A 22,308-nucleotide genomic window follows, 5' to 3' on the forward strand; every position below is an offset into this window, starting at 1 on the left:
GGAACCGACTCGCTGCGCGAGGTCGCGCGACGAGCGCGAGTGCATCAGGCGACGCTCAGCCGTCAGATCAATCTCGATCAGCTCACGTTCGAGTCGGTGCGCGACATCGCGCGAGCGTACGGTCGATCGGTGCTCGCCGACCTCATCGCGACTGGGCACCTCGCGGCGAGCGATGCAGGCGTGGGCGACATCGACACCGCGTTGCGCGCCGCCTCCGACGAGCAGATCGTGTTCGAGGTCGGCCGGCGCCTCGGCGTTGTCGAGCTGTCACCACTTTTCGACGCTCCTATCGGCGAGGCCGTGACGAGGGCCGGTGAGGTAATCCAGGCTCCGTTCGGTGTCGGGGGTTCGTCGCAGGATCTTGCCGAGGTCGCGAACGAGTCGATCGTCGAGTCTCCTCAGGAGACGGACGCCGACTTCGACAACGCCTAGCAAGACAACAAGGGGGAAGGATGCAGTCACTGCTCCAACTGGCCGAGGACCTGGGCCTCACCGTCATCGAGAAGCGAGCACCGCATACGAGCGGGTACCGACCAGACGAGCGCATCATCCGGCTCACACCAGGGATGCCACGGAGGGCGGCAAGATCCGTTCTCGCGCACGAGCTCGGACATCACGTGCTCGGGCATCGTCCGACCGACTTCGGGCCAATCCGCAGCCGTCAGGAGCGGCAGGCCAACGAGTGGGCTGCGCAGCACCTGATACGGCATGACGTCTACATCGAGTCCGAGCGGATCCGTGACGCCCACCTCGGATCGATGGCGCACGACCTCGACGTGGCACCTGAGCTGGTGGCCGTCTACCGCGCGATGTTGCAGCGCATGGGTGACGCGACGTACGTCAAGCCTCGGATGGGCGCCGGCCAGTGGATGTACCGGGCAGAGGCTCCCGCATGATCGCCTGCGCGGGCGCGTTCGCCTCAGAGACGCGAAAGAATCTCCCCTTGGCGTCGCGGTTCCTCGTATTTTCACCGGCGCGCGCACGGGGCGTGGGGTGATGAACGCGCAGCCCATCAGTCGACTGCGGCCACGGCGTCGCGCGCTTGGACTTGTACGCGTGTCGATGGAGAAGGATGGCGGCACCTCGCCCGGGATCCAGCGCCACGCGATCCAGTCATGGGCTGACGCGAACGACGTCGACGTCGTCGCGTGGGTCGAAGGAGTCGACGAGCGGAAGTACTCCGGATCCCGTGAGGACTCGCTGTGGTGGCCGAAGCTGGACGACTCGATCGACCGCATGGAGTCCGGCGACGTCGACCTGATCCTGGTGTGGAAGTTCTCCCGCACTGCGAGGAACCGGCTGAAGTGGGCGATCGCGCTCGATCGAGTCGACAGCACCGACGGTGAGCTGATCGCCGTCACCGAGCCGGTCGAAGCGGCGACAGCATCCGGGAAGCTGTTCCGAGGAATGACGGGCGAGTTCAACGCCTACTACGCCGACCTGATGTCGGAGTCGTGGAAGGACACCCACATGCGCCGCCGCCGCGCCGGCCTCACCGCGGAAGGCGGCCCCCGCTACGGGTACATCAAGCAGCCGGACGGCACCTACCTGCCGCAGCCCGAGGAGGCGCAGCTCCTCGCGCAGATGTATCGCCGGTACCTCGCCGGCGACGGGTTCACGAAGATCGTTGCGTGGCTCAACAGGTCCGGCCACCTGACCCGCAACGACCGGCCGTGGTCGCGTGTCACCGTCACCCACTTGCTGGACTCCGGGTTCGGCGCTGGGCTGCTCATCCACCGCAAGGTCGGGAAGGGCGGCAAGCGCGACTGGCGTATCGCAACCGCGACCTACCACCCCGGCGCACACCCCGCCGTCATCACCGAAGCTGAGTGGACTGAGTACCGCGGCCGCCGCCTGCAGGCCCCCGAGCCATCCCGCGTCGTCGCCGGCAAGTACATGCTCACAGGCCTGATCTTCTGCGGCGACTGCGGCGCACCAATGCATGTCGGCAACCAGGGGTTGAAAGACTACAAGTGCTCACGCGCAGCGCAGCAGCGAGACGTTCCGGGTATGTACATGACCAGAGCGCTTGTCGAGCAGCGCGTCCGCGAATGGGTCAGCGAGCTCGCCGCCGACGTCGACGAGCTCGCGTCTGTGGCCGCTGCGCACCGTGCGCGCACCGTCGTTCAGCTCGACAACGTTCAGACGCTGGACAAGAAGATCGCCGACATCAAGCAGCAGCTCGGCCGGCTCGCCGTCCGCTGGTCCGCGCAGAAGATGTCCGATGCCGCGTACGATGCCGCGACCGCGCAGCTCGACGCTGACCTCGAGACGTACGAGCAACGTCGCCGCGCGGCGACTCCCCGGCAGCGAGTCGAGGTCGACCCGACGAAGATCCTCATCGAACTCGACCAACGGTGGGAGGACGCGACCGTGGACGAGCGGCGCCGGCTACTGCGTACCATCGTCCGGCGCGTTGAGATCGTGAAGCCAGTCCGTCAGGGCACCGGCGTGTGGCGCGAGCGCGTCGTCATCACGCCGACGTGGGCTCCCATCGGTTAGCGCACAACACCGTGCAGGCGCGACCCGTCCGGCAGCGAGGCGTCGACGAACGGCTGGCTGAGGTCAACGCGGCGACCACTGGACTGCAGCATCCGCTCCACGAGGTCGCGCACCGCCGTGTCGGTCAGCGTCAGCGGCGTGCGCTCGGCCACTCCGCCCCGCGCCACGAAGATGCGGTCGGGAGCATTGATCCAGAGCTCTTCGACGGTCGGATCGTCGAGGTACGCCTGGAGGGGGCCGTAGCCGGCGACGACGGCCAGCACGTCGCGTACGCAGGCAGCCTCGTCGTCGACGGTCTCGAGACCTCTCGCGAGCGCGAAGTCGTTGTGGCGACGCACCTCGAAGCGTGCGACCTGCGCCGCGAACTCGGGATCGCGGGTCGGGTCCGAACGCTCGGCGCGCAGCCGCTCCCGCACCCGCTCCGCGACGAGCGTCGCGACGGGGGCGGTCGGGGAGGTCACGGGAGCATCCTCGCAAGAAACGCAGATGCGGCCGGAAAGTTATCCACAGACGTGCGCCGAGCGCCGGTCAGGAGCAGGATGGACTCACCGACGGAAGGACGATGATGACGCAGGCGAAGAGACAGATCTCCCCCCAAGCCAAGGCGGGCCTCGGCCTCGCCGGCATCGTGCAGGTGGCGTTCGCGTTCCTCGCCTTCTGGGATCTCGCGCACCGCGACGCGGACGCGGTCCGCGGTCCGAAAGCCGCCTGGATCCCCGCGATCCTCGTCAACTGGATCGGTCCCGCGAGCTACTTCCTGTTCGGCATCCGTCGCTGACGCAACGGAGCCGGCCCGCCGGTGATACGGGGGTCAGCCCCACAGCCGATCGTCAGGCGCCTCAGTAGACTGAGACCCACTCGCGGGAGTGGTGAAATCGGCAGACACGCAGGATTTAGGTTCCTGTGCCTTCGGGCGTGTGGGTTCAAGTCCCACCTTCCGCACGCGAGCTCTCGCATCCTCCGCCGACCTACGACGGGATAAACCGTGCACGCTGTTCCCACCGCCCTGATCCCCTGGCTGGATCCGGCCGCCATCATCGACTGGGCAGGGCCCTGGGCCCTCGCCGTCGTGTGCTTCATCGTCTTCGCCGAGACCGGCCTCCTCATCGGCTTCCTCCTGCCCGGCGACACGCTGCTGGTGATCGCCGGCCTGCTGTCGCACGCGACCCCGCAGGCGCCGCACGGCATCTTCGGACTCAGCGTCTGGTGGGTCGCCCTGCTCATCGGCCTCGCGGCCTTCATCGGCGGCGAAGTCGGCTACTACATCGGGCACAAGGGCGGGCCGGCGGTCTTCGAACGCAAGGAGTCCGGCCTCTTCAGCGTCAAGAACGTCGAGCGTACCAACGCGTTCTTCGAGCGCTTCGGCGGCATCACGGTCATCCTCGCCCGCTTCGTGCCCATCGTCCGCACGTTCGCGCCGGTCGCCGCCGGCATCGGCCACATGAACAAGTGGATGTACACGCTCTACAACTTCATCGGCGCGGTGCTGTGGGGCTTCGGGCTCACCATGTTCGGCTACCTCATCGGGTTCATCCCGCCCGTGGCCACCTTCGTCGAGAACTACATCGACCTCATCCTGCTCGCCGCCGTCGGGGGCACCGCGATCGTGACGCTCTGGCACTACCTGCGCGAGCGCAGCAAGGCCAAGAAGGAGGCCGCCGCCGGCAAGGACGTCGTCACCGACCGGGCCGAGGCCGAGGCGCTCGTCCTCGATCCCGAGGTGTTCGAGCGCGGACCCGAGCACGGCGAGGCGCCGCGGGCCTGACGGTCAGCCGTCAGGACGCCTTCTTCTTCGCCGTCTTCTTCGCAGCCGGCTTCTTGGTGGATGCCTCGCCCTTGCTCTTCGCAGGGGACGAGGCATCCTTCTTGTCTGACTTGTCTGACTTGTCTGCCTTAGCCCCGCCGCCCTCGCGAGCCGCACGCGACTTCTCTACGCTCGCGCGGAGCGCAGCCATGAGGTCGATGACCTCGCCGCCGGCCTCCTGCTCCTCCTGCTCGCCGAAGGTCTCGGAGGTGTCGACCGCGTCGCCCTTCTCGAGCTTCGCCTCGATGAGGGTGCGCAACTCGGCCTGGTACTCGTCCGTGAACTCCTCCGGGTCGAAGTCGCTGGAGAAGCTCTCGACGAGGGACGCCGACAGCTCGAGCTCCTTCGCCGAGATCCGGACGCTCTCATCCAGCGCAGGGAACGCCGCTTCGCGCACCTCGTCGGCCCACAGGAGCGTCTGCAGCACCAGGACGTCGCCGCGGACGCGGAGCGCGGCCAGCCGCGTCTTCTGCCGCAGCGAGAAGCGGACGACGGCGGTGCGGTCGGTCTGCTCCAGCGTCTTGCGCAGCAGCACGTAGGCCTTGGGAGAGCTCGAGTCGGGCTCGAGGTAGTACGCGCGGTCGAGCGTGAGCAGGTCGATCTGCTCGCTCGGGACGAACTCGACGACGTCGATCTCGCGGCTGCGCTCGGCGGGCAGCGACTCGAGGTCCTCCTTCGTCAGGATGACCGTCTTCTCGCCGTCGTCGTAGGCCTTGTCGATGTCGGAGTACGGCACGACCTCGCCGTCGATCTCGCAGACGCGCTGATAGCGGATGCGGCCGCCGTCCTTGTTGTGCACCTGGTGCAACGACACGTCGTGGTCCTCGGTCGCGGCATACACCTTCACCGGGACGTTCACGAGGCCGAACGTCAGGGCACCCTTCCAGATCGCTCTCACCCCACCAGTGAACACCAGGGCGCCGACAGCGAGCCACCCCCTTGCGCCGCCGGCCGCCGATACTCTGACCCCATGGCGGGCGACGAGCAGCTGGTGCGGATCGACGGCCGTCGGCTGCGCCTGACGAACCTCGGGAAGGTGCTGTACCCCGAGACGGGCACCACCAAGGGCGAGGTGATCGACTACTACACGCGCATCGCCCCCCTCCTCATCCCGCACGTCGTGGGTCGGCCGGTCACCCGCAAGCGGTGGCCCGACGGGGTGGGCACCGAGGACGACCCCGGCATGGTCTTCTTCGCGAAGGACCTGGAGCGGGGCGCGCCGTCGTGGGTCCGCCGCATGCCGATCCCGCATTCGACGGGCACGAAGGAGTACCCGCTCGTCGCCGACGTGCCGACGCTGGTCTACCTGGCGCAGGTGGCGAGCCTCGAGCTGCACGTGCCGCAGTGGCGGTTCGCTCCGGACGGCGGCCGTGGACCCGCCGATCGGCTCGTGCTGGACCTCGATCCCGGACCGGGCGTCGGACTGGCCGAGTGCGCCGTCGTCGCGGGCTGGGCACGCACGATCCTGCTCGGCATGGGCCTGGAGCCCTACCCGGTCACGAGCGGCAGCAAGGGCATCCATCTGTACACCGCGCTGCCGCCCGGCCAGTCGACCGAGCAGGCGTCGGCGCTCGCGAACGAGCTCGCGCGGGCGATCGAGGCCGATCACCCCGACCTCGTCGTCAGCAGCATGAAGAAGACCGAGCGCCACGGCAAGGTGCTCATCGACTGGAGCCAGAACAACGGCTCGAAGACCACCATCGCGCCGTACTCGCTGCGCGGTCGCCTGCACCCGACGGTAGCCGCCCCGCGCACGTGGGACGAGCTCGACGACCCGGAGCTGCGGCATCTCGACTTCACCGAGGTGCTCGAGCGCATGGACGCCATCGGCGACCCGATGGCGCCGCTGGGCTTCCACTCCGGGGGGCGCGAGGCGGAGTCCGGGCCGTTGTCGACGTACATCTCCAAACGCAGTGCCGAGCGGACCCCCGAACCCGTGCCGGCCAATCCTCTCGGCGCGACGCCGACCGACGAGAAGCCGCGCTTCGTCATCCAGGAGCACCATGCCACGCGGCTCCACTGGGACTTCCGCCTCGAGCACGACGGCGTCCTCGTGAGCTGGGCGGTGCCGCGCGGCGTTCCGCACTCGTACCGCCGCAACAACCTGGCGGTGATGACCGAGGATCATCCGATGGAGTACGCCACGTTCGAGGGCACGATCCCTGCGGGCGAGTACGGCGGGGGGACCGTCACGATCTGGGACGAGGGACGATACGAGCTGGAGAAGTGGCGCGACGACGAGATCATCGCCACGCTGGAGGGCCGTCCGGGAGGGCCGCTCGGGCGCGTGCGCCTCGCCCTCATCCGGACGGAAGGTGTGGGCGAGAAGTCCAGCTGGCTGCTGCACCGCATGAAGACGGACGCCGACGGGCGGCTGCAGCCCGACGGCGCCGTCGTCGAACCGAGCCCCCAGGCCGACGAGCCGCGCCCGGCACGGCCGCGCGCCCGCGACCACAGCCGGAAGACCGACCCCGCTCCCCCGGTGCCCGCCGACCTGACGCCCATGCTCGCGACGTCGGCGACGCCGGATCAGGCGCGGACCGCCGCCGGCCGCTGGGGCGATCCGGCCTGGGTCGAGATGAAGTGGGACGGCATCCGCGCGGTCGGCGCGTGGGACGGCCGACGGCTGCGGCTGTACGCCCGCAGCGGCAACGACATCACGCACCGCTACCCCGAGCTCACCGACGTCGACGCCGGACTCGGCGCGCAGCCGTGCGTCGTGGACGGCGAACTCGTCGCACTCGAGCCTGACGGCAGACCGAGCTTTCCGCTGCTGCAGACACGCATGAACCTCGAACGCGCCGGCGACATCGCGCGCGAAGCGCGCCGCACGCCGGTGCGGTACTACCTGTTCGACATCCTCTCCCATGACGGCGACGACCTGGCCGACCTGCCGCTGCGCGAACGCCGCGACGTGCTCGAGGCGGTGGCTGCGGCATCCCTCGATCCGATCGCCGTCCCGCCGGTGTTCGACGACGTCGACGCCGCGCTCGACACCAGCGCCCAGTTGCGGCTGGAGGGCATCGTCGTGAAGGACCCGCGCTCGCCGTACCTGCGCGGACGCCGGTCCGAGGCGTGGCTGAAGGTCAAGCACACGAGCACGCAGGAGGTCGTGATCGCCGGCATCCGCCCCGGCAAGGGGGCACGCTCAGGCACCTTCGGGTCGCTGCTGCTGGGGATCCCCGCCGAGGACGGCCTGCACTACGCGGGCCGCGTGGGCACGGGCTTCAGCGACTCGATGCTCGCCACCCTTATGCGCCGGCTCACGCCGTTGCGCACCGACGAGAACCCTCTCGTGGGCGTGCCGCCCGCCGACGCTCGGGATGCCCTGTGGGTGCGCCCGGAGCTCGTCGGCGAGGTCGAGTACGGCGAGTTCACCCCGGCGGGCATCCTTCGGCACCCGCGATGGCGTGGCCTGCGCCCCGACAAGTCCCCGACCGAGGTGCGCCGCGAGGGCTGACACGGCTACGCGTGCGCGTCGTGCTCCACGTGGCCGGCGGGTTCGAGCTGGAACGTGGAGTGCTCGACGTCGAAGTGCTCCGACAGGCAGTTCTGCAGTCCGCTCAGGATGCCCGCGGCCCGGCCGTCGGCGAGGGCGTCGTCGTCGACGACGACATGGGCGGTGAACACCAGTGCGCCGCGGGTGAGCTGCCAGACGTGCACGTCGTGGACGTCGACGACGCCGGGGGTGCCGAGGATGTGCGCGCGGATGTCCTGCACGTGCGTGCCCTGAGGCACGGACTCCGAGAGCACCGACATCACCTCGCGCAGCAGGCTGAACGCGCGGGGCACGATCATCGCGGCGATGAACAGCGAGGCGATGGCGTCGGCCTGGTCCCACCCCGTCGTGACGACCACGATCGCCGCGACGATCACCGCCGCCGATCCGATGAGGTCGCCCATCACCTCGATGTACGCGCCGCGCACGTTGATGCTGCGGCGCTGGGCCGAGCTCAGCAGCCACATCGCGACTCCGTTCGCGACGAGGCCGATGATCGCGACCACGAGCATGAGCCCGCCCTGCACCTCGGCCTCCGTGGGGTGGAGCAGGCGCGACACGCCCTCGAACGCGACCCACGCCGACAGCAGGATCAGGATGATCGCGTTGACGAGCGCCCCGAACACCTCGGCGCGCTGGTAGCCGAACGTGCGGCGGTCGTTGGCCGGCCGCGCGGCCACCGTGCTCGCGATGAGCGCCACGACCAGGGCTGCGGCGTCGGTGAACATGTGCGCGGCGTCCGCCAGCAGCGCGAGCGATCCCGACAGCACGGCGCCGACCACCTGCACCACCATGACGGTGGAGGTGATCCCGAGCGAGATCGCGAGCAGCCGGCGGTTGCCGGATCCCCGGATCCCGGTGGGCGCGTGATCGTGCATGAGCCCAGGCTAAGCCCGCGCCCAGGCCGCCGAACCCGCTTCGCGCTAGTCGGGAATGATCGTGATTCTCAGTCGCAGCGCAGCGCCCGCGACGTGGGCGTCACAACGACGACAGCAGCGGTGCGAGTGCGACGAACGCACGGGAGCGATGGGATGCCGCGTTCTTCTCTTCGGCCGTCCACTCGCCGACGCTGCGCTCGGCGCCGGGCTCCTGCCCGTCCGGCACGAACACCGGGTCGTAGCCGAAGCCGCCGCTGCCGGACGGCGCGGTCGCGATCCGCCCCGGCCACACGCCCTCGACCACATGCTCGACGGGCGTGCCGTCGTCGGAGGGCACCACGAGCGCGATCGTCGAGACGAACTGGGCGGTGCGGCGCGGGTCGGCGATGTCGGAGATCTGGTCGAGCAGGAGGTTCAGGTTCGCCGTCGCATCCTTCGCGTGTCCGGCCCAGTACGCCGAGAACACGCCCGGCGAGCCGCCGAGCACGTCGACGCACACGCCGGAGTCGTCGGCGAGCGCCGGCAGCCCGGTGTGGGCGGCGGCGGCACGCGCCTTGATCAGCGCGTTCTCGGCGAACGTGACGCCGTCCTCGACGGGCTCCGGGCCGTCATAGCCCACGACCTCGATGTCGGGGCGCGTCGCGGCGACGATCGCCTGGAACTCCTCCACCTTGTGCGGGTTGTGGGTGGCCAGGACGATGCGGCGCTGCATCCTTCACTCCCCCGCCGGGGCGAGCACGGCGGCCTGGATGTCGCGCAGCGATGCGCAGCCGTTGACGCCGAGCTCCAGCAGCGCGTCGAGCTCGCGCTTGTCGAACGGCGCGCCCTCGGCGGTGCCCTGCACCTCGACGAACAGCCCTCGGCCGGTGACGACGACGTTCATGTCGGTCTCGGCGCGCACGTCCTCGACGTAGGCGAGGTCGAGCATGGGCTCGCCGTCGATGATGCCGACCGAGACCGCCGACACCGAGTCGAACAGCACCTGCGCCTTCTGGCCGATGAACTTCTTGCCGCGCCCCCACTCGATCGCGTCGGCGAGCGCGACGTAGGCGCCCGTGATGGCCGCCGTGCGCGTGCCGCCGTCGGCCTGCAGCACGTCGCAGTCGATGACGATCGTGTTCTCGCCGAGCGCCTTCGTGTCGACGACGGCGCGGAGCGCGCGGCCGATCAGGCGCGAGATCTCGTGCGTGCGCCCGCCGATCTTGCCCTTGACGCTCTCGCGGTCGTTGCGGCTGTTGGTCGCGCGCGGCAGCATCGCGTACTCGGCGGTCACCCACCCCTTGCCCTTGCCGGTGAGCCACCGCGGCACGCCGTTGGTGAACGACGCCGTGCACAGCACCTTGGTGCCGCCGAACGACACGAGCGCCGACCCTTCGGCCTGCGCGCTCCAGCCGCGCTCGATCGTGACGGGGCGGAGCTGGTCGACGGCGCGGCCGTCGGCGCGGGTGATCTCGGTCATTTCTCTCCTGGGTAGCCGGGCGTGTCCCAGAATCCGCCGCCGGCGGGGGCCCGCAACAGCAGATCTCGGGACATGAAGGGACGTCGGTGGGACATGGATGCCTCAGCCGAGGCGTGCGGGATCGTCGAAGCGGGGAAGGTCGATGGCGCCCGTCTGCACCAGGCGCACGTTCGTCACCTCGCGGCCCATCAGGCGGTGGGCCAGACGCAGGAACTCGTCGGCCGAGGCGCCGGTGGCCTCGTAGACGTGGTGGGGTGCGGCATCCGCCCCCGCGAGGAGGTCGCGCGACACGAGCTGGCGATAGACGTCCTTCGCCGTCTCGGTGTCGCTGGAGACGAGCGAGACGTCCGGTCCCATGACGTAGCTGATGGCGCCTTCGAGGAACGGGTAGTGCGTGCAGCCGAGCACGAGCGTGTCGACGCCGGCGTGCCGCAGCGGCGCGAGGTACTCCTCGGCGACGGCGAGCACCTCCGGCGAGTCGGTGACGCCCGCCTCGACGAACTCGACGAAGCGCGGGCAGGCCTGCGCGAACACCGTGAGCCGCTCGTTGACGCCGAGCATGTCCTGGTACGCACCCGAGCCGATCGTGCCCGCCGTGCCGATGACGCCGACGCGGCCGTTGCGGGTCGTCGACATCGCCGTGCGCACGGCGGGATTGATCACCTCGACCACGGGCACGTCGTAGCGCTCGCGGGCATCGCGCAGCATCGCCGAGGACGCCGTGTTGCACGCGATCACGAGCATCTTGACGCCCTGCGCCACGAGGTCGTCGAGCACCTCGAGCGAGTAGCGGCGGACGTCGGCGATCGGCTTGGGGCCGTAGGGCGAGCGCGCGGTGTCGCCGATGTACAGGATCGACTCGCGCGGCAGCAGGGCCGAGACGGCTCTCGCGACGGTGAGCCCGCCGACTCCGGAGTCGAAGATTCCGATCGGCGCGTCGTTCACGATGCCCCAGCCTACGCCAGGCGCTCACTAGGCTGGCCCGCATGAGCCCATCGACCGCTCTGCTGACGGACCGCTACGAGCTCACGATGCTCGACGCCGCGCTCCGGGACGGCACCGCCCATCGTCGCTGCGTGTTCGAGCTGTTCGGCCGGCGTCTGTCGGGCGGACGCCGCTTCGGCGTCGTGGCCGGCACCGGCCGCCTGCTGTCACTGCTGCGCGACTTCCGCTTCGGCGACGACGAGCTGCGCTTCCTCCGCGACGAGCGGGTGGTGGATGCCGCCACCCTGACCTTCCTCGAGGGCTACCGGTTCACCGGCTCGGTGACGGGGTACCGCGAGGGCGAACTGTACTTCCCCGGGTCCCCACTGCTGACGATCGAGGGCACGTTCGCCGAGGCGGTCGTGCTCGAGACGCTCGCGCTCAGCGTCCTCAACCACGACTCCGCCGTCGCCACGGCCGCTGCGCGCATGAGCGTCGCCGCCGGTGACCGGCCGTTGGCCGAGATGGGCTCGCGGCGGGCCGGCGAGTCCTCCGCTGTCGCCGCGGCGCGTGCGGCGTACATCGCCGGGTTCGGCGCCACCTCGAACCTCGAGGCGGGCAGGCGGTGGGGCATCCCGACCATGGGGACAGCGGCGCACTCGTGGACGCTTCTGCACGACACCGAAGAGGACGCGTTCCGCGCTCAGATCGCGGCACTCGGCATCGACACAACGCTGCTGGTCGACACCTACGACATCCGCACCGGGGTCGAGACGGCCATCCGCGTCGCCGGCACCGGGCTGGGCGGCGTCCGCATCGACTCCGGCGACCTGCCGACCGTGGCCGCGCAGGTGCGCGAGCAGCTCGACGCGCTCGGCGCGACGAAGACGCGCATCACCGTGACGAGCGACCTCGACGAACACGCGATCGCGGCGCTCGCGGCATCCCCGGTCGACGCGTACGGCGTGGGGACGTCGGTCGTCACGGGGTCCGGCACCCCCACCGCCGGCATGGTCTACAAGCTCGTGGCGCGCCAGGACGCGGCGGGCGGGTGGGTCGGCGTCGCGAAGGCGTCCACCGACAAGGGGTCGAAGGGCGGACGCAAGGCGGCGTTCCGCACGCTCGACGGCGGCACGGCCACGAGCGAGCTCATCGTCGTCTCGGACGGCTTCGAGGCGCTCGAGCAGGCCGCCGCGCACCCCGACGCGCGGCCGCTGCAGGTCGCGCTGGTCGTCGACGGAGAGGTGGATGCCGCACACGAGGGCCCGAAGGGCGTCGAGAGCGCACGCGCCCACCACCTGCGCGTTCGCGAGGAGCTTCCGGTGAAGGCGCTCGCGCTCAGTCGCTCCGACCCGGCGATCCCGACCGTCTACGTCGACGCGACGCCGGCCGCCGCAGCGGTGTGAACGTCAGCCCTGCAGCGACTCGTAGATCTCTTTGCAGGTGGGGCAGACGGGGAACTTCTCGGGATCGCGGCCCGGCGTCCACTTCTTGCCGCACAGCGCGCGCACCGGCTTGCCCGTGATCGCGGACTCGAGGATCTTGTCCTTCTTCACGTAGTGCGAGAAGCGCTCATGGTCGCCCGGTTCGATCTGCTCTTCTTTGAGGAGCTCTTCGAGCTCGCGATCGAGGGTCGCGATACCGCCCTGGTCCGGGCTGCCGTCCCGATCAGAGGCGTAAGGGGGCGTGCTCATGGTCTGCCAGTGTAGTCGCGACCGGCCGACCCGGGGCTGGTTCCCCCGAGTCACGTGGACTCGGCGAACTCCATCAGGCGGCCTCCCCGGCGCTCGAAGACCACGGACCCGATCACGACGCCGACGACCAGGACGCCCAGGCCGATCGCCAGGCCGCCCCACAGCGCCGTGGTCGCCGCGGTGGTGTCCCCCTGCAGGGCAAGCCAGCCGCACCACACGACGGGCGCCGACAGCACGAGGACGCCGAGCATCACGACGCCCTGCGCGACGGCTCCGCCGGCGCTCGTCCGCTGCGGCTGCTGGAACGGGCTCTCACCCGGCCGCGACACCGCGTACGGCGCCACCACCGACGAGATGCTCGACAGGCCGAGCCCCGAAAGGAAGAGCACCGCGCACACCCCGGTCAGCGCCGGAAGGATCGCCCATCGTCCGTGCAGCGAGGTGGCCACGGGCACCGCGACGGCCAGCAGGGGCACCCCCACCAGCAACACGGGCACGAGGCGCCCGACACGGTCAGACACACCGCGCACGCCCCCCGAGATGTGCATCCACACCGCCGTGGAGTCGTACGCGACGTCGTCGTGCGGCAGCCAGCCGAGGAACAGTGCCGCAAAGGGCACCGGCACGAGGGCGACGATCTCGGGAGGGACCCCCGCGACCAGGAGCGGCACCGTCGTGATGGCGGCGGCGACGGGGATGACGAGCGCGTTGACGACGTACCGGCGGTCGCCGAACCAGTACACGAGGCTGCGCGCGGCGATGGCGCCGCCGGGAGTGCCCGGGGCGACGCCGAACCAGCCGAGTCCCGCACGCTCACGGCCCGTGCCGGGCCGCTCGGTCGTCGTCAGCAGCCGGCGGACCGCCCACAGCCACAGCAGGCCCAGCGCGACGATCGTCGCGACGGCCACCAGCACGGCCGGCCAGACCGACTGACCCGCCGCGAGCGCACCCGGAATCGCCCACGCCGCGCCGAACGGCGTCAGCGCCAGTGCGTCGACGGCTCGCAGCAGCTGCTGCGGCACCGCTCCGCGCCATTCGAGCGAGGCGAGGAAGACACCGACCGGCACGACCACCACCAGCACGACGAGGACGAAGACGCCCGACAGCTCGCGGGAGCGCCGTTCGCGCAGGAACAGCGACGCGAGCGCGCCGCACACGCGCGCGAACAGCGAGCAGGTGAGCACGCCGAGCACGACGCTCACGACCCCGATCGCGACGGGAACGCCGTGGTCGGCCCAGACGATGGCCGCACACACCGCGATGGCGATGAGCGCGAGGATCGGCACGCTGATGAGCCCTGCGACCACGAGGATGCCCGCGAGTCGTCCGCGCGGGAGGCCGAAGAGCGCGAACCGCCGCGGATCCAGCGGGTCGTCGAGCGCGCCGATGAGCGGGGCGAGCGCGAACCCGAGCGTCACCGCGGAGCCGCCCAGCACCGTGACCGTCCGCACGGCGTCCGGCGCGGCATCCCTCATCGTCAGCAGCGCCCAGCAGGCACCCGCCGTCGCGGCGGCGAGGATGACGAGCCCGAGCACGACACGCACGACGTGACCGGCGTGTCCGCGCAGAGCGCCGAACAGCAGCGCGAGCCTCAGCCTGAGAACGTGTGCAGCCACTCGAGGCCCTCCACGTCGCTGAGGCCGCCCGCGAGCTCGACGAACCTCTGCTCGAGCGTGAGCTCGCCGCGGACCTCGTCGACCGTGCCCTCGGCGAGCACCTGCCCCGCGACGATGACCGCGACGCGCGAGCAGACGCGCTCGACGAGCTCCATGCCGTGACTGGAGAGGATGACCGTGCCGCCGTGCGCGACGTAGGCCGACAGGATGTCGAGGATGATCGCGCTCGACACCGGGTCGACCGCCTCGAACGGCTCGTCGAGCACGAGCACGCGCGGCGAGTGGATCATGGCGCCGGCGAGCATGACCTTCTTGAGCATGCCCGCGGAGTAGTCCGACACGCTGCGTCCGAGCGCGTCCTGAAGGTCGAACGCCCGCGCCAGATCGGCGGTGCGGCTCTCGACGACGGCCGGCGGCAGCCCCCGCAGCACGCCGTAGTAGTAGAGCAGCTGGCGACCGGTCAGCCGGTCGAACGTGCGCAGGCGATCAGGCAGCACGCCCATGAGCTTCTTCGCCGCGAGCGGGTGGGCTGCGGCATCCACGCCCCCCACCTCGATGGTTCCCCGATCGGGCTCGAGGAGCCCGGCGATCATCGACAGGGTCGTGGTCTTGCCGGCCCCGTTCGGACCGACCAGGCCGTAGAACGTGCCCACCGGCACGGTGAGGTCGATGCCGTCGACGGCGTGCGTGCTGCCGAAGCGCTTGGTGACGCCTCGGAGCACGAGCGCCTCACCGGCGGCGGCCCCCAGGGTCGGCACGACGACGGGCGCGTGAGTGGATGCCGCAGCCGCGGGCTCGGCGTCGGTCTCTTGCTCCACGGGTGCGGCGATCGGCTCCGCAGCGGAAGGCGCGGGAGCGGGCGTGGACTCGGCCTCGGGTGCCTCGGGCGCGGGTGCGGCGGTGGGAGCCTCTGACTCGGCGGTCGGGGCTGCAGCCTCCGCGACAGGCGCCTCTGCTTCTGCGGCGGGCGATTCGACGGCAGGAGCTTCCGTCTCGGCCGTCGAGGGCTGCGCTGCGGCGGGAAGCGGGGGTTTGGGCGGCACGACGATCGCGGCCGCCACGGATGCGGCGATCTCCAGGTCGCTCGGCAGGGGCGGCGGCGGCCCCGGATCCGCCGGAGCGGCGGCCGCGCGCTTCTTGCGCGGTGCGGACTTGCCGCCCTGACGCGGAGCCCGAGCCGGGCGACGCGGCTTCTCGGACGGCTGCGCCACCGTGTCCGAGATCCGCACGACGCGCGCGCTCGACGGCCGGTCCGGCTCTTCCGGATCGATGTCGTTCGGCACCGGGAGGGAGGCTGTCACCGCTCCAACGTATCAAGCGGGCCTGATCGCGTGGCAGATCCTGTCGCCGAGTCTCTTAATACGCGTTATGTCACGAAACGGCAACGGCGGCCGCCCATTCTGCACCTTTTCAGTCGCCTTCGATACCCTGGTTCCGGCACGAAGGGGTGTCGCGCCGGTGAACCGGCAGTGAATCACGCACTTCAGGAGCAGATTTTGACCCTTCAGACCGTCATCCTCGCAGCCGGAATGGGCTCGCGTCTCGGACGCAGCCTTCCGAAGCCGCTCACCGAGCTCAGCGACGGCCGCAGCATCATGCAGCAGCAGCACGACAACATCCGCGCTGCGTTCGGCGGCGACGCCAAGATCACGACCGTCGTCGGCTACCGCGCCGAGACCATCGTCGAGGCATTCCCCCACGTCGACTACGTCTACAACGACCGGTACGACCAGACCAACACGTCGAAGAGCCTGCTGCGCGCCCTCGCCAAGACGGGCAGGGGTGGCGTGCTCTGGATGAACGGCGACGTCGTCTTCGACCCGCGCGTGCTCGGCCGTGCGATCGAGCTCATCGAGCGCGACCAGTCGTTCGTCACCGTCAACACCTCCAAGGTGAGCGACGAAGAGGTCAAGTACACCGTCACGCCGGAGGGCTTCATCAAGGAGCTGTCGAAGACCGTCAAGGGCGGCATCGGCGAGGCCGTGGGCATCAACTACATCTCCAGCGCCGACAAGAAGTCGTTCATGCGCCACCTCTCGCGCGTCGACGACCAGGATTACTTCGAGCGCGGCCTCGAGCTCGCGATCGCCGAGGACGGCGTGCTGCTCGCGCCGCTCGACATCTCTGACCTGTACGCCGTCGAGGTCGACTTCGCCGAGGACCTCGAGCGCGCGAACCTGTTCGTCTGATCAGACGCCGAACCGCTGGTCGGATGCCGTTCGCGGCATTCGCCCAGCGGTTCGTCTTAGGCTGACGTCGATGGCCGAGAAGGTTCACCGCATCCACTCCCTCCCCGACGACGCGCCGTGGCGGGGTGGCCTGCCGCCTGCAGGGTCGCCGGAGCATCCGCTCACGATCCGCGCCCTCGACCGCGTGCTCGCGATCCAGCGCCCCGCGGTGCTGGCGCATCTGCGCAGCATCCGGCTGCGGCATCCCCACGCCACACCGGCAGAGATCGTGCGCATCCTCGAGCGTCGCTACCTCGCGGCCGTCACCACCGGCGGTGCCGCAGTCGGTGCGACAGCCGTCGTCCCGGGCATCGGGACCGGCGTGACCCTGGCGCTCAGCGGTGTCGAGACCGTGGCGTTCCTCGAGGCCACGACCCTCTTCGCGCAGTCAGTCGCCGAGGTTCACGGCATCCCGGTCGCCGATCCCGACCGCGCGCGTGCGCTGGTGCTGACCCTCATGCTCGGCAAGGAGGGCGTCGACCTCGTCGCCCAGCTCGCCGGCCAGGCGGCCGGGCGCGGCCCGAACCGCTCCACCTACTGGGGCGAACTCGTCACCAAGACGCTGCCGCGCGCCGCTGTCGGCCCCATGGTCGACCGCCTCAAGTCCGCGTTCATCCGCCAATTCGCCGCTCGCGGCGGGGCCTCGTGGATCGGCAAGGCGCTGCCGTTCGGCATCGGCGCCGCCGTCGGCGGGGCGGGCAACAACATCCTCGGGCGTCGCGTGCTCACCGGCTCACGGCGCGCGTTCGGGATGCCGCCGATCGACCTTCCCGCGGAGCTCGAGCCCCGCCCGGGGGCGGACCGCATCGAGCGCGTGGCCGGACGCGGCGTGCGCCGCGCCGGTGAGGCCGTCATCGGCGGCGTCACCCGAGGCTCGGCGGTCGTGGCCGGCATCGTGCGGCGGCGTCGGCCCGAGCTGGAGGCTCCGGAGGACTGACCCTCCTCCCCAGGCGGCGTCGTCGTCGGCGTTTGCACAGAGGGGGACGTTTCCGCCGGGCGAACGCGTCGTGGCGTCCGACGCCGCTCCTACCGTGGCGCCATGCTGCGAGCCATCGATCCCGACGATCCTCTTCCGCCCTTCGCATATCGCGTGCCGTGGCGCGTCGATCGCCTCTACGACCGGCATCCCCTCGTGACCAACGTCGGGCCGGCCGCCCTGGACTTCGTCCGGGCGTTCGTGGATCTCGGCGCTCGGACGGCGACCGAGCACTGGGGGCAGATGCCTCCCGGCGACACGGCCGAGCTGTGTCTGTGCGACGCCGACGACGACACGACGGTCACCATCGCGTGGTTCCGTCCCGACGACGGTGAGGAGTACCTGTGGAAGTTCGGGATGTGAGTCGCGACGACGGTTCGGCGGAGCGACAATACCGTCATGGGTCTGTTCAGCAAGCTCCCCGAAGAGCCCGTCGAGTGGGCGGGGCTCCCCTCCGAACCCGCACGAGCCGAGTCCGCGGCCGAACGACTCGCTGCGGCGCCCACGACGGACCTCGGCGGCTTGGGCCTGGCCGACCCCGGCGCTGCCGGCGCGGTCGAGTCGATCGTGATCCCCGTGGCCCCGGTGATCGAGATCGCACAGCCGCAGGAGTCGGGCGAGGACGAGTAGACGCCTGCGTCGAACGCTGTTCGGAGTCTTGCTCCGGGCGGGCCGACACACTCGCCGTGATGGTCCCGCACCGGCTGCTGGACCGGGACCTTCGCGAGCTGACCGACGACAGCGCGGCGGGCGGGGCGACGAACCGCTCCGCTCGACGCGGGCGGCGCCGCGATCGTGCGTGGATGCCATAGAAATGCAAGCGCTTACAGGTCGTATCTCGACAGGGCTCGGGCGTGGGGCATACGCTCGCACGTATGGACAGCACCCTGGCGTGCCTCGCGGCCTGGATGCCGCGACAGCGGTGGTACGCCGCGAAGGGTCGACCGCCGAGCCTGCGCCTCGTGTCGTGGTGGGACCTCCCGCCGGCCGCCTCCGGCCCCGACCCCGGCGGCGCGCGCGTCCGGACCTACCTCGTGGCGGATGAGGGCGCACTCCCGGTGGTGCTGTACCAGATCCCCGTCGTCGAGCGCGCGACCGAGACGGTGGATGCCGATCCCGAGCACGTCATCGGGAGCCCGGAGCCCGGCAGCACCTTCATCGACGGCCCGTTCGACGATGCCTACGCGCACGCGCTGCTGGCGCTCGTCGAGGAGGGCGGCCTCGCCGTGGGACCGCAGACGACCGCCACCGGGCGCCCCGCGCCCGCGGCCGCTCCGACGGGGCAGCGGCGCGTCGCCCGCGTCGTGAGCGGCGAGCAGTCCAATACGTCGCTGATCTACGAGGGCGACGGCGTCCCCGTCATCTGCAAGGTCTACCGCCAGCTGCACGCGGGCCTCAATCCCGACATCGAACTGCAGGAGTCGCTCGCCGCCGCCGGGTCCGGCCGCGTCCCGACCCCCATCGGCTGGATCGAGGGCGCGTGGCCCGACCTGTCGACCGCGCACGGCGTCGTGCACGGATCCCTCGCGTTCGCGCAGGAGTTCCTCCCGGGCGTCGAGGACGCATGGCGCGTGGCCCTTCATGCGGCCGCGCGCGGTGAGGACTTCCGCAGACCGGCGTACGAGCTCGGCGCGGCCACCGCCGATGTGCACCGCGGCCTCGCCGCCTGCTTCCCGACGCACGCGGCGGGCGACGCCGACCGCAGCGACACGGCGGCGGCGTGGGGGCGCAGGCTCGCGATCGCGATCGCGGAGGTGCCCGAACTCGGTCCGCAGCGAGAGGCGATCGAATCCGTCTACCGACGGGCGCTGGACGTGCCGTGGCCCCCGCTGCAGCGCATCCACGGAGACTTCCACCTGGGGCAGGTGCTGCACGCCCCGGGCCGCGGCTGGGTGCTGGTGGATTTCGAGGGCGAGCCGCTGCGGCCTATGAGCGAGCGCGTGCAACCCGATCTCGCGCTGCGCGACGTCGCCGGGATGCTCCGGTCGTTCGACTACGTCGCGGGCTCGCTGCGGCTGGACGACCCCGATCGCTCCCCCGAGGCGGTGCGCGAGTGGGCGGCGGCGGCACGCGCCTCGTTCGTCGACGGCTACGCCGCCACGTCCGGGAGCGACCTCGACCCGCGGCATCCCCTGCTCGCCGCGCTGGAGCTCGACAAGGCCGTGTACGAGGCGATCTACGAGGCCCGCAACCGGCCCACGTGGGTCGCGATCCCCCTCAGCGCCATCGCACGCCTGGTCGAGCGTCCGGCACCCGTCGTCTGAGACGCGGCGTCTCAGGACTCGTCGTCGAGCTCGGCCTCGTCATCGGGCTCGTCGTCGTCCTCATCGGCGACCGAACGCGCGTACCACCGCTCCCAGTCGTCCATGAGTCGCTGGATGGCGCCTTCGAAGCGCGCCGTCGCCGCGCCCGGCGTGGTGTCGCCGAAGTAGTGCCTCACCCACTGCTCCAGCCGCGTGACGGCATCGGCATCGCCGAGCACCCGCTCGGTCTCGGCGACGATCTCGGGCGCCGAGGCGGCATCCAGCCACTCGCAGGCCGACAGGTACCCGTGAGTGTCGATCGCCGCGGCCGGATCGACGGGTCGCGTGATGAGCAGCGGCTTGTCGGCGGCGAGCCGGTCGTACACCATCGCCGAGATGTCGACGATCGCGACGTCTGCCGCGGCCAGCTGCCAGCCGAGCTCCGGACCGTCGTCGAAGACGTGGCGGGCGGAGGGGTCGGCGGCGTTCGCTGCCGCGATCGCAGCGATGATGCGCTTGTTCGCCGCGCCGTACTCGGGGTTCACGACGCCCGAGCGGGGGTGCGGACGGTAGAGCACGCGATGCCGACCGGTGGCGAGCAGCGCCGGGACGAGGGCCTCGCCGTGCGTGACGATCGATCCGTAGTGGGCCGACGGGCGGTCGCCCTCCCACGTCGGCGCGTACAGCACGACGGTGCGCTCGTCGGGCGTGTACGGCAGGACGCCCGAGTAGTGGTCGGCCTGCGGGCGCCCGATCTCGATCGTGCGGCGCTCGATGTCGTAGTCCCACAGCACGCGCTCGAGCCGCTCACGCGCGGCGTCGCCGGCGATCATCGCGTAGTCGTACGCCTTGTACTGGTTGGTGGTCATGTACATCTTGTCGGACTCGCCGTGGTTGATGAACACGTGCCAGCGGCGGCCGTAGCGGAACATCTGGAAGTTGCGGGTGTTCTGGTTGACGTACAGCACCACGCGGATGTCCTGCTGCGCGATGAAGCGCTCCAGGTCGCGCACGGTGGGCACGAACGCGACGGGCAGGGCACCGTCGGCCAGCAGCGCCTCGGCACCGGTCGCGGCACGGCTCAGCACGACGACGGGCCACTTCTTCGCGAGGCCCGCGAGCGGCTTGTACCACTGCCGCATCTGGTACATGTTGACCGCGCCGTCGGCGAAGTACACGGCGACGCGGTAGTGGAACGGGGGATGCTGCGGCCCGGCCGCCAGCGTGCGACGGACGTCGATCACGGCTGAGCGATTGCGCACGGCCTTGCGGACGAGCGCGACCGCCTTCTTCACATCCGAGACCAGACCCACGCGTCCAGCCTATCGAGCGGTGCGCATGACATGATCGACCAGTGCAGGACGAGCAACACGGACGCAGGGACGCTCCCATCCCCCCTCCCGGCGCCGGTGTGAGCTTCGTCATGCCGGTGCTGAACGAGCGCGCCTATCTGCGGCGCGCCGTCGAGACGGTGCTGGCGCAGGACATCGCCGCGCCGACCGAGCTCATCCTCGCGCTGGGCCCGTCCAACGACGGCACCACCGAGCTCGCGCACGAACTGGCACGTGCCGATGCGCGCGTCGTGCTCGTCGACAACCCGGCCGCCGACATCCCCGTCGGGCTGAATCTCGCGATCCGCGCCGGCCGCTACCCGACGGTCGTGCGCGTCGACGCCCACTCCGAGCTCGACCCGTCGTACGCCCGCCGCGCGCTGCAGACGCTCGACCGCGTGCGGGCGGCCAACGTCGGCGGCGTCATGCAGGCGGACGGGCGCACGCCCTTCCAGCGCGCGGTCGCCCGTGCCTACAACTCCACCATCGGGCTCGGCGGCGGCGCCTACCACGGCGGCACGCAGGAGGGCGAGGCCGAGTCCGCCTATCTCGGCGTGATGCGCCGCGACGTCCTCGAAGAGGTCGGGCTGTTCGACGAGAGCATCCGCCGCGGCGAGGACTGGGAGCTCAACCTCCGGATCCGCCGTGCCGGGTATCGGGTGTGGTTCGACCCGTCGCTGTCGGTGACGTACTGGCCGCGCGAGAGCTGGACGCGGCTCGTGCGTCAGTTCGCCGCGACGGGACGGTGGCGCGGCGAGCTCGTGCGTCGATTCGGGCGCGGCAACTCGCTGCGGTTCTTCGCACCGCCCGCCCTGGTGCTGACGATCATCCTCGCGGTCGTGGTGGGCGTGCTGCAGGCGACCGGCGTGCTGACCGGCTGGTGGTCGGTCGCGGCATCCCTCGTCTACCTGCCCGTGATCGCATACGTCGTGCTGATCGCCGGCGTCGCGCTCGGCTCCGGCGGTGGGCGAGGATGGCGCGACAAGCTGTGGTCGGCGGCCGTGCTGCCGACGATGCACCTGTCGTGGGGCTGGGGGTTCCTCGGCGGCGTCATCGTCGGAGCCCGCGACACCGTCGACACGTCGCGGCTCGGCAGCCGCAACACGCCGCTCCCCTGAGCGCGGCCGTCGCCGTCGGCGCGCGACCCGGCGCAC

The 22,308-nt window shown here is 70.8% G+C and carries 23 protein-coding genes and 1 tRNA gene; 14 read left to right on the forward strand and 10 right to left on the reverse strand.

Annotated elements, in window-relative coordinates; genetic code table 11:
• Positions 1–129 precede the first annotated feature (129 nt).
• The 3 genes from JNB62_RS05595 to JNB62_RS05605 all read left to right on the forward strand — a co-directional run bounded on the left by JNB62_RS05595 (position 130) and on the right by JNB62_RS05605 (position 2,502).
• On the forward strand, positions 130–432 hold the full coding sequence (locus JNB62_RS05595; RefSeq protein WP_220299873.1) for a hypothetical protein: 303 nt from the start codon (positions 130–132) through the stop codon (positions 430–432).
• A 20-nt stretch (positions 433–452) separates the two neighbouring features.
• Positions 453–896 carry an ImmA/IrrE family metallo-endopeptidase gene (locus tag JNB62_RS05600; RefSeq protein WP_220299874.1) on the forward strand — a complete coding sequence of 148 codons (444 nt, stop codon included), beginning with the start codon at positions 453–455 and terminating at the stop codon, positions 894–896.
• 100 nt (positions 897–996) lie between these two features.
• A complete protein-coding gene (locus JNB62_RS05605) occupies positions 997–2,502 on the forward strand; it encodes a recombinase family protein (protein ID WP_223230951.1) in 1,506 nt (501 codons plus the stop codon).
• Here JNB62_RS05605 and JNB62_RS05610 read toward each other — a convergent pair.
• Positions 2,499–2,963: a hypothetical protein gene (locus tag JNB62_RS05610; RefSeq protein WP_220299876.1), complete on the reverse strand. Its 465-nt coding sequence runs from the start codon at positions 2,961–2,963 to the stop codon at positions 2,499–2,501. The two genes, JNB62_RS05605 and JNB62_RS05610, sit on opposite strands and share 4 nt — an antisense overlap.
• 101 nt (positions 2,964–3,064) lie before the next feature.
• Here JNB62_RS05610 and JNB62_RS05615 point away from each other — a divergent pair, with 101 nt between their 5' ends.
• The 3 genes from JNB62_RS05615 to JNB62_RS05625 all read left to right on the forward strand — a co-directional run bounded on the left by JNB62_RS05615 (position 3,065) and on the right by JNB62_RS05625 (position 4,267).
• Positions 3,065–3,280: a PLDc N-terminal domain-containing protein gene (locus tag JNB62_RS05615; protein ID WP_220299877.1), complete on the forward strand. Its 216-nt coding sequence runs from the start codon at positions 3,065–3,067 to the stop codon at positions 3,278–3,280.
• 82 nt (positions 3,281–3,362) lie between these two features.
• Positions 3,363–3,444, forward strand: a tRNA-Leu gene (locus JNB62_RS05620).
• 43 nt (positions 3,445–3,487) lie between these two features.
• On the forward strand, positions 3,488–4,267 hold the full coding sequence (locus JNB62_RS05625; protein WP_220299878.1) for a DedA family protein: 780 nt from the start codon (positions 3,488–3,490) through the stop codon (positions 4,265–4,267).
• A gap of 10 nt (positions 4,268–4,277) precedes the next feature.
• On the opposite strand, the gene ku is transcribed toward JNB62_RS05625, so the two are convergent.
• The gene (ku, locus tag JNB62_RS05630; RefSeq protein ID WP_220299879.1) at positions 4,278–5,204 is read right to left on the reverse strand and encodes a non-homologous end joining protein Ku; all 927 of its coding nucleotides are present in this window, start codon (positions 5,202–5,204) and stop codon (positions 4,278–4,280) included.
• A gap of 72 nt (positions 5,205–5,276) precedes the next feature.
• Between ku and JNB62_RS05635 the strand changes: the two genes are divergently transcribed.
• Entirely contained in the window at positions 5,277–7,766 is a 2,490-nt protein-coding gene (locus tag JNB62_RS05635; protein ID WP_220299880.1) for an ATP-dependent DNA ligase, read from the forward strand.
• A gap of 5 nt (positions 7,767–7,771) precedes the next feature.
• Here JNB62_RS05635 and JNB62_RS05640 read toward each other — a convergent pair whose 3' ends face one another.
• From JNB62_RS05640 to murI, 4 genes are all read right to left on the reverse strand, one after another.
• A complete protein-coding gene (locus JNB62_RS05640; protein WP_220299881.1) occupies positions 7,772–8,683 on the reverse strand; it encodes a cation diffusion facilitator family transporter in 912 nt (303 codons plus the stop codon).
• Between the two features lie 100 nt (positions 8,684–8,783).
• Positions 8,784–9,395 (reverse strand): RdgB/HAM1 family non-canonical purine NTP pyrophosphatase, encoded by a 612-nt coding sequence (rdgB, locus tag JNB62_RS05645; protein ID WP_220299882.1) that lies wholly within the window; start codon positions 9,393–9,395, stop codon positions 8,784–8,786.
• A 3-nt stretch (positions 9,396–9,398) separates the two neighbouring features.
• A complete protein-coding gene (gene rph / locus JNB62_RS05650) occupies positions 9,399–10,142 on the reverse strand; it encodes a ribonuclease PH (protein ID WP_220299883.1) in 744 nt (247 codons plus the stop codon).
• Between the two features lie 102 nt (positions 10,143–10,244).
• Positions 10,245–11,087: a glutamate racemase gene (gene murI / locus JNB62_RS05655; protein WP_220299884.1), complete on the reverse strand. Its 843-nt coding sequence runs from the start codon at positions 11,085–11,087 to the stop codon at positions 10,245–10,247.
• Between the two features lie 41 nt (positions 11,088–11,128).
• Between murI and JNB62_RS05660 the strand changes: the two genes are divergently transcribed.
• Positions 11,129–12,472, forward strand: coding sequence for a nicotinate phosphoribosyltransferase (locus tag JNB62_RS05660; RefSeq protein WP_220299885.1), 1,344 nt, complete (start codon positions 11,129–11,131; stop codon positions 12,470–12,472).
• Between the two features lie 3 nt (positions 12,473–12,475).
• On the opposite strand, the gene JNB62_RS05665 is transcribed toward JNB62_RS05660, so the two are convergent.
• The 3 genes from JNB62_RS05665 to JNB62_RS05675 are packed head-to-tail and all read right to left on the reverse strand — an operon-like array spanning position 12,476 to position 15,677.
• Entirely contained in the window at positions 12,476–12,760 is a 285-nt protein-coding gene (locus JNB62_RS05665; RefSeq protein WP_220299886.1) for a DUF3039 domain-containing protein, read from the reverse strand.
• 50 nt (positions 12,761–12,810) lie between these two features.
• On the reverse strand, positions 12,811–14,376 hold the full coding sequence (locus JNB62_RS05670; RefSeq protein WP_220299887.1) for a hypothetical protein: 1,566 nt from the start codon (positions 14,374–14,376) through the stop codon (positions 12,811–12,813).
• The gene (locus tag JNB62_RS05675) at positions 14,352–15,677 is read right to left on the reverse strand and encodes an ABC transporter ATP-binding protein (RefSeq protein WP_374450409.1); all 1,326 of its coding nucleotides are present in this window, start codon (positions 15,675–15,677) and stop codon (positions 14,352–14,354) included. The genes JNB62_RS05670 and JNB62_RS05675 overlap by 25 nt, the downstream gene beginning before the upstream one ends.
• 195 nt (positions 15,678–15,872) lie before the next feature.
• Here JNB62_RS05675 and JNB62_RS05680 point away from each other — a divergent pair, with 195 nt between their 5' ends.
• The 5 genes from JNB62_RS05680 to JNB62_RS05700 all read left to right on the forward strand — a co-directional run bounded on the left by JNB62_RS05680 (position 15,873) and on the right by JNB62_RS05700 (position 19,844).
• On the forward strand, positions 15,873–16,565 hold the full coding sequence (locus tag JNB62_RS05680; RefSeq protein WP_220299888.1) for a phosphocholine cytidylyltransferase family protein: 693 nt from the start codon (positions 15,873–15,875) through the stop codon (positions 16,563–16,565).
• Between the two features lie 70 nt (positions 16,566–16,635).
• Positions 16,636–17,541, forward strand: coding sequence for a hypothetical protein (locus JNB62_RS05685; protein ID WP_220299889.1), 906 nt, complete (start codon positions 16,636–16,638; stop codon positions 17,539–17,541).
• Between the two features lie 102 nt (positions 17,542–17,643).
• Positions 17,644–17,943 (forward strand): hypothetical protein, encoded by a 300-nt coding sequence (locus tag JNB62_RS05690; RefSeq protein WP_220299890.1) that lies wholly within the window; start codon positions 17,644–17,646, stop codon positions 17,941–17,943.
• A gap of 36 nt (positions 17,944–17,979) precedes the next feature.
• Positions 17,980–18,210 carry a hypothetical protein gene (locus JNB62_RS05695; protein WP_220299891.1) on the forward strand — a complete coding sequence of 77 codons (231 nt, stop codon included), beginning with the start codon at positions 17,980–17,982 and terminating at the stop codon, positions 18,208–18,210.
• 245 nt (positions 18,211–18,455) lie between these two features.
• A complete protein-coding gene (locus JNB62_RS05700) occupies positions 18,456–19,844 on the forward strand; it encodes a maltokinase N-terminal cap-like domain-containing protein (protein WP_220299892.1) in 1,389 nt (462 codons plus the stop codon).
• A gap of 11 nt (positions 19,845–19,855) precedes the next feature.
• Here JNB62_RS05700 and JNB62_RS05705 read toward each other — a convergent pair whose 3' ends face one another.
• Positions 19,856–21,136 (reverse strand): CDP-glycerol glycerophosphotransferase family protein, encoded by a 1,281-nt coding sequence (locus tag JNB62_RS05705; RefSeq protein ID WP_220299893.1) that lies wholly within the window; start codon positions 21,134–21,136, stop codon positions 19,856–19,858.
• A gap of 98 nt (positions 21,137–21,234) precedes the next feature.
• Between JNB62_RS05705 and JNB62_RS05710 the strand changes: the two genes are divergently transcribed.
• Positions 21,235–22,272 carry a glycosyltransferase gene (locus JNB62_RS05710; protein ID WP_220299894.1) on the forward strand — a complete coding sequence of 346 codons (1,038 nt, stop codon included), beginning with the start codon at positions 21,235–21,237 and terminating at the stop codon, positions 22,270–22,272.
• Positions 22,273–22,308: the final 36 nt, after the last annotated feature.

It is taken from the genome of Microbacterium jejuense, assembly GCF_019511665.1.
Lineage (GTDB): Bacteria > Actinomycetota > Actinomycetes > Actinomycetales > Microbacteriaceae > Microbacterium > Microbacterium jejuense_A.